This is a genomic window from Spirosoma spitsbergense DSM 19989 (genome assembly GCF_000374085.1).
Lineage (GTDB): Bacteria > Bacteroidota > Bacteroidia > Cytophagales > Spirosomataceae > Spirosoma > Spirosoma spitsbergense.
Window position 1 is genome coordinate 24,780 of sequence record NZ_KB893600.1, and the last position, 6,456, is coordinate 31,235.

General features: G+C 52.6%; 6 protein-coding genes. 3 read left to right on the forward strand and 3 right to left on the reverse strand.

The window, feature by feature from the left end:
• Window positions 1-27 precede the first annotated feature (27 nt).
• Complete coding sequence (locus B157_RS36330) at window positions 28-675, forward strand: hypothetical protein (RefSeq protein WP_020607067.1); 648 nt, start codon at window positions 28-30, stop codon at window positions 673-675.
• On the opposite strand, the gene B157_RS0130365 is transcribed toward B157_RS36330, so the two are convergent.
• The gene (locus tag B157_RS0130365; protein WP_020607068.1) at window positions 676-1,305 is read right to left on the reverse strand and encodes an NUDIX hydrolase; all 630 of its coding nucleotides are present in this window, start codon (window positions 1,303-1,305) and stop codon (window positions 676-678) included.
• Window positions 1,306-1,405: 100 nt separating this feature from the next.
• Entirely contained in the window at window positions 1,406-3,007 is a 1,602-nt protein-coding gene (locus tag B157_RS0130370; RefSeq protein WP_020607069.1) for an NAD(P)/FAD-dependent oxidoreductase, read from the reverse strand.
• 204 nt (window positions 3,008-3,211) lie between these two features.
• Here B157_RS0130370 and B157_RS0130375 point away from each other — a divergent pair, with 204 nt between their 5' ends.
• Both B157_RS0130375 and B157_RS36335 read left to right on the forward strand, forming a co-directional pair.
• A complete protein-coding gene (locus B157_RS0130375; protein ID WP_020607070.1) occupies window positions 3,212-5,182 on the forward strand; it encodes a DUF4350 domain-containing protein in 1,971 nt (656 codons plus the stop codon).
• Window positions 5,183-5,371: 189 nt separating this feature from the next.
• The gene (locus B157_RS36335) at window positions 5,372-6,187 is read left to right on the forward strand and encodes an SPL family radical SAM protein (RefSeq protein WP_245565358.1); all 816 of its coding nucleotides are present in this window, start codon (window positions 5,372-5,374) and stop codon (window positions 6,185-6,187) included.
• A gap of 3 nt (window positions 6,188-6,190) precedes the next feature.
• Here B157_RS36335 and B157_RS37825 read toward each other — a convergent pair.
• The coding region (locus tag B157_RS37825; RefSeq protein ID WP_169521812.1) for a transposase family protein at window positions 6,191-6,456 on the reverse strand (266 nt) is incomplete at its 5' end.

Consider the following 6,456-nt stretch of genomic DNA (forward strand, 5'->3'; position numbering starts at 1 on the left):
CGTATATTGCCTCAAAGAAATAATGCTATGATACCTGTAGCCGAAAAATCCCGGCGAACGAAGACTCCGCTCACGCCCGAACAGCGTAAGCAACGGCAGTTTTTGCTAAACCAGCTTGTGTATGAGATGGAGGATGAAAAGCCGGTTTATTACGCGGGTTATAAGGATGTATTGAACGGGAGTAAAGAGCCAGAAGAAATAATAGGATCAAGCGGGTTGCAGAGTTATCTGGTCGAAATCGTCCAGCGTTTTTTATTGTCCCATCCTTTCAATACGCACTTACGAATCATGTCCAGTGAAGTAGGCGTACAGATTCGGAAGAAAAAGTGGCGTTCCTGTGATATTGCTATTTACGAAAAAGAACGGCTGAAAGGTTTTGTGTTCACGAACAAATACATGTCCATAGCACCCAATTATGTTATTGAGATTGATACCAAAGCTGACCTGACCAACTACCAGTATCAGCATGACTATTTTATAAAGAAAACGCGGGAACTGCACGAATTTGGCGTGAAGAAGGTAATCTGGATTTTTACGGAAAACATTCCCGTTATCTGGGAATCAGAATCGGCCGGTACGATTATTATCCGGGATGGCTGGGATCATGATGTAACCCTAACCAAAGGTATGACCTTTAATCTGGCCACGCTCGTTGCCAATGACCAGGCGCGCTAATCAGGCGTTCAGGACCATTAGTAGTTCGCTGATCATCATAGCCGTGGCTCCCCAAACCCGTTGGCCTTCAATCTGGTAAAAAGGAGCGTCAATCTGTACGCCCCGAATCTCGATCTGACTGCTGCCAACGATAGTTTCATCCAGCAACGAATCAAGGCTGACTTCTACTACCGCTTCTACTTCGTGCGGGTCGGGGTAAAAATCCGGTCGGTAAGGCAAAACGCCGACTACCGGTTGTACGAAAAAATTGCTGGGGGGAATATATAACTCCGTCAGAAGGCCCAAAACCGTTACATCCGATACCCGAATACCTACCTCTTCCTGAGCCTCACGCAGGGCCGTGCGGGTCAGGTTTTCGTCGACACGCTCCATACGCCCGCCCGGAAATGCCATTTGACCGGCATGAACACCGTCATACTGCGGGCGCAGAATAAGGGGTACGTATATCAGGTTGCGGTAGGGATAAAAACAAATCAACACCGCCGACCGGCGTGTTCGCTCGTTGGGTTTAACAGTCATCATGTATCGGTTCGACGAGGCCATTTTCTGGTGAGCAGCCTCGCCCGGCAGCGGACGTTGTAACCGCTGGCGAAGGTCTTCGGTAAAGGTATGAAAGGTGGTGTCGATCATTTGATGTCATCGGGTTGTCATTTTTCGTCATTGATTGTCATTGGGTCGTTATTGATTGCAGTGCTACAATCGAATACTGATCAATGACAACAAATGACGATTAATGACTATACAGTTTAACTAATTCTTCGGCACAACGTTCACCGTCCATCGCTGCCGATACGATACCACCTGCATACCCTGCCCCTTCGCCACAGGGGAAAAGCCGCCGAACGGTTACGTGCTCGCATGTGTCGCGGTCGCGCGGAATTCGGACGGGCGAGGAAGTACGGCTTTCAACCCCAATAATCTGCCCCTCATTGCTGAGGTATCCACGCATTTTTCGGCCAAAATCGCGCAGGCCCTGCCGCAGTGGCTGGGTAATATGATCGGGCAATACGTCGGCCATATCGACAGAGGCAAGCCCCGGCTGGTACGACGTAGGCAGTAGCCCCGCCGATACGCGTCCATCCACAAAATCGGCTACGCACTGAGCGGGGGCCGTTTGCGAATCGATGCTGCCCTGGCTATTCCCCATTTTGCACGCCCATCGTTCCAAATCCTGCTGCAAGGCCAGTCCGGCCAGTGGTCCTTCCTCAGCGTACGGCCGCAGGTCATCATCCGCGATGGCTACCACTAGTCCTGAATTGGCAAACTGCGAATCCCGTCTGGAGGGCGACATCCCATTTACCACCAGTTCGCCCGGTGCTGTTGCCGCTGGCACGATGAATCCACCGGGACACATGCAAAACGAGAATACGCCCCGGTCAACCCCTTTAAAACGGGATTGCGTCACTAAACTGTACGAAGCAGCGGGCAAATAGTCGCCACGGGTGGGGCGGTGGTACTGAAACTGATCAATCAGCGATTGCTGATGCTCGATGCGAACGCCCATCGCAAAGGGTTTGGCCTCAATACGGACGCTGCGTTTGTGCAGCAACTGGAAAATATCGCGGGCTGAATGGCCCGTTGCCAGGATAACGCCGATGCCTGTAAGCTCCTCGCCGTTAGCCAGCACTACCCCTTTCAGTTCGTTTGGGTTTGTAGGAGAGCCGGTTAGAATCAGGTCCGTTACTTTGGTGTTGAATCGAACTTCACCCCCGGCGTTCAGAATGCTCTCGCGAAGTTCGGTCACTACATTCGGGAGTTTGTTGGTGCCAATGTGCGGGTGGGCATCGACTAGAATCTGCTCGGTGGCGCCGTGCGCCACGAATATTTCCAGAATCCGCCGGACATCGCCCCGCTTGGTGGAACGCGTGTACAGTTTCCCATCCGAGTAGGTACCGGCTCCGCCTTCGCCAAAACAGTAATTGGATTCAGGGTTGACGACATGGTCTTTGTTGATGGCCGCCAGATCGCGTCGGCGGGCGCGCACATCGCTGCCCCGTTCCAGCACAATGGGCTTGATTCCCAGTTCAATGAGCCGGAGAGCCGCGAAGAGACCCGCTGGCCCGGCCCCCACCACAATGGCCTGCGGTGACTGGCTCACGTCGGTCTGTGGCCGCTGGTATTGAATAAGCGGGGGAGGAGTATTCCCGGCGTATACCTCCGCGTCGACCTTTACCCGTACCTGCCGGTTGCGGGCGTCGATGGACTGACGACGTTTCCGCACCACCATATCGCTGGTATCGGGTAGCGAAAGGTGCCTGAGTGCCTGTTCCCGAAAGGCACTTTCGTCAAAAGCCAGTTCGGGCGGCAGGGTAAGTGAAAGTTGATGAGTCATAGTTGCAATAGCTGGTATGTCCGCTACTGCGGTTACCGGCACCTGTTTGGGCCAACACTTAACAGTGATAGATTATTTTGGGTTCTTTTGAACTGCCGATACCCGTTATTTATTGTGCAACGGGTATCGTATCGTTTCAACTGGCTCTCTCTTAAAAGTAGAATTTTAGACAAATTGACTGTTTAATCTATCAAGCCAGGAAAAATGAAACGAACGATAAACTTAGTGGGTGGGCTGATGCTCCTTGGTCAGCTACTGCTGGCTCAGTCGGTTAAGCAGTCAACGGAAAAAAACAGGCCCTGGTCGCAACGGATGGTCGCTACGATTATGGCTAACAATGCTGACTCGATTGCGTACGTGAAAGAAGGGAAAGATGCCCGTTGGGAATACGAGATGGGGGTAATTCTTCAGGCCATCGAACAGGTCTGGTATCGAACCGCCGACGACCGGTATTTCCAGTACATCCAGAAAAACATGGACCGGTATATTACCCCCGAAGGCGGCATTCGAACCTACAAACTGGATGACTTTAACATTGATTTCGTAACCCCCGGCCGGGCGTTGCTGATGCTGGCGCAACAGTCATTGCCGGGTAAGGAAAAATACCGGAAAGCCGCCGATTTGCTTCGGCAGCAGTTGGCTCAACAGCCCCGCACCAACGAGGGTGGTTTCTGGCATAAAAAGCGGTATCCGTCTCAGATGTGGCTGGATGGCCTGTATATGGCCGAGCCTTTTTATGCCGAATACACCAGTCTGTACGAACCATCGGATAAACCGTTCGACGATATTGTCAACCAGTTTGTGTGGATGGAAAACCACGCCCGCGCTATCAGAACAGGTCTCCTCTACCACGGCTGGGACGAAAGCCGGGAGCAGAAGTGGGCCAATAAGGAAACGGGGCAGTCTCCTAATTTCTGGAGTCGGGCCATGGGCTGGTACGTGATGGCACTGGTCGATGTGCTGGACTATATTCCGCAGTCGTACCCCCGCCGGGGGGAGTTGGTCACGATTCTGCAACGGACCATATCCGCCATCCTCAAGTACCAGGACCCAAAATCGGGATGCTGGTATCAGGTTACGGACCGGGCCGGGGGTAAAGGGAACTACCTCGAAGCATCGGGCACGGGTATGTTCGTTTATGCAACGGCAAAAGGCGTGCGGATGGGCTATTTGCCCGCTTCCATGCTGGCATCGGCCCGGAGAGGATATGAGGGTATGCTAAAGAAATTTATTACGACGGACGATAATGGAATGATTCACCTGGAAAAAACCGTACTGGTAGGCGGTTTAGGTGGAAATCCCTATCGCGACGGTAGCTATGCCTATTACCTGAGTGAACCTCTCCGGCAGGATGACCTGAAAGGCGTTGGCCCGTTCATTATGGCCAGCGTTGAGATGGAGATTGCTAATGAAGGTAAGCCCGGTAAGGGTAAGGTGGTAGCAGTGGATAACTACTTCAACCACGAGTCCCGCAAAGGGCCGGTCCGCACCGACGGGACGGTTGAGCAGGAGTTATTTCACTACACCTGGGAGGACCGGCAGCATTCGGGTTTCTACTGGTGGGGAAACATGTTTAGAAACCTGGGCGCCAAGACCGCAACTATTTCAGGGCCACCAACGGCGGCTTCTTTAAAAGAGGCTAGCGTCTATATCATCGTTGATCCCGATACGCCTAAAGAAACGCCAAACCCCAATTATATTAGTCAGGCCGATATTGATGCTGTTTCCGACTGGGTAAAGTCGGGAGGGACGCTGGTGATGATGGCCAATGACACGGCTAACTGCGAACACGTCCATTTTAATCAGCTGGCGGCCCGGTTTGGTATGCATTTTCTGCCCAAAAACCGTAACATGGTGCAGGGTACAAAGTGGGAGCAGGGAACCATCAATCTGGCATCGGGTGCCAGTATATTCCCCCAAACCCGTACCGTTTACATCAAGGAACTGGCACCCATCCATGTAAAAGGCCCGGCCAAAGCGGTAGTGACCGACGCCGGTGATATAATTATGGCAGTAGCCCACGTTGGAAAGGGAACAGTCTTTGCCGTGGGAGACCCCTGGCTTTATAACGAATACGTCGACGGTCGCCGGATTCCGGCTGAGTACGCCAATTTCGATGCCGCCAAAGAACTGGCTGCCTGGTTGCTGAACCAGGGTAAAAAAGCGTCTAAATAACGTGAAAATGTACGCTGCTAGTCAATTCCTGATCGGCCATTGGACTAATTCGAAATTATTTATAAGTTATTGATAATCATTGGGTTGTTGTAGGGGATTAGTGGGGTGCAACAGAATTAAAGTACCGTCTGTTTTGTTTTTTATAGTATAGAGACCAAATCAAGAGAGTGCGTTTTACCCCTGTATCCTATGTCTGCTCAGCCAACACAAAGTCCTATTAGTCAGCCCGGCAATACTACACATCGGATGACCTCCCGTTTGTGGATGCCCAGGCAGGTACTGTTCACGCCCGATGCGCTCGAAGAGCCGTTTGGGCAGCAGATTTATACCCGTGTCACGAACCTGAACCTGCCTGTTACCATCCTGAAAACCAACCGGCTAACGGGATTGAGGGGGGAGGATGACCGGCAAACATACCGGAATGCCAAGCAGACACTGGCAGTGGTGAAGGCCCCGCCGGGTACCTTTCGGCTGCAGCCCATACCGCCCTCTGCCGACTGGCAGATGAACCTGGCCGAAGGGTGCCCGGCGCACTGTCAGTACTGTTACCTGGCGGGGAGTTTGCAGGGGCCACCCGTGACCCGGGTTTTTGCCAACCTGCCGCAGATGCTGTCCAACACAGTGGCCTATGAACAAACGGGTAAAATGACTACGTTTGAGGTAAGTTGCTACACGGACGTGATTGGCATTGAGCACCTGACGGGTGGTCTGGCCGAGTGCATTCGCCACTTCGGTAACCGGCCCGATACCCAACTCCGGTTCGTGACCAAATATGATCAGGTGGATTCGCTGCTTGGGTTGCCTCACAACGGGCGTACCCGCGCCAGAGTGAGTCTGAATGCTGATAGTGTTGCCCGTCGGCTGGAAGGGGGTACCGCTTCCATAGAGGCCCGCCTGATGGCGTTACGAAAGCTGGCTATGCCCCCGGAACAGGGCGGGGGTGGCTATCCGGTGGGCGTGGTACTGGCTCCCATCATGCCCGTTGATAACTGGCGTGAACAGTAGAGTTTATGTCAATTTAGGCTTAGGATGATTAGGATACTGAACAGGCTTTCGTGTCACTCTGAAATTGTGCAAGCCAGCGCACAAGTGAATCACCGTACCCACAAAATCGCTTTTTCGCAACCGACATGCATCCCGAACGATTCGATATCGTTTCGTACTCCCAATCACGTGTTCAACCTGAACCCGAATTCGCGATACCGCTTGGTTGTAGGCTTTCTGCTCCATACTCAATTCCTGGCCACGAGGCTTCTTGATGGGTTGGTACAACC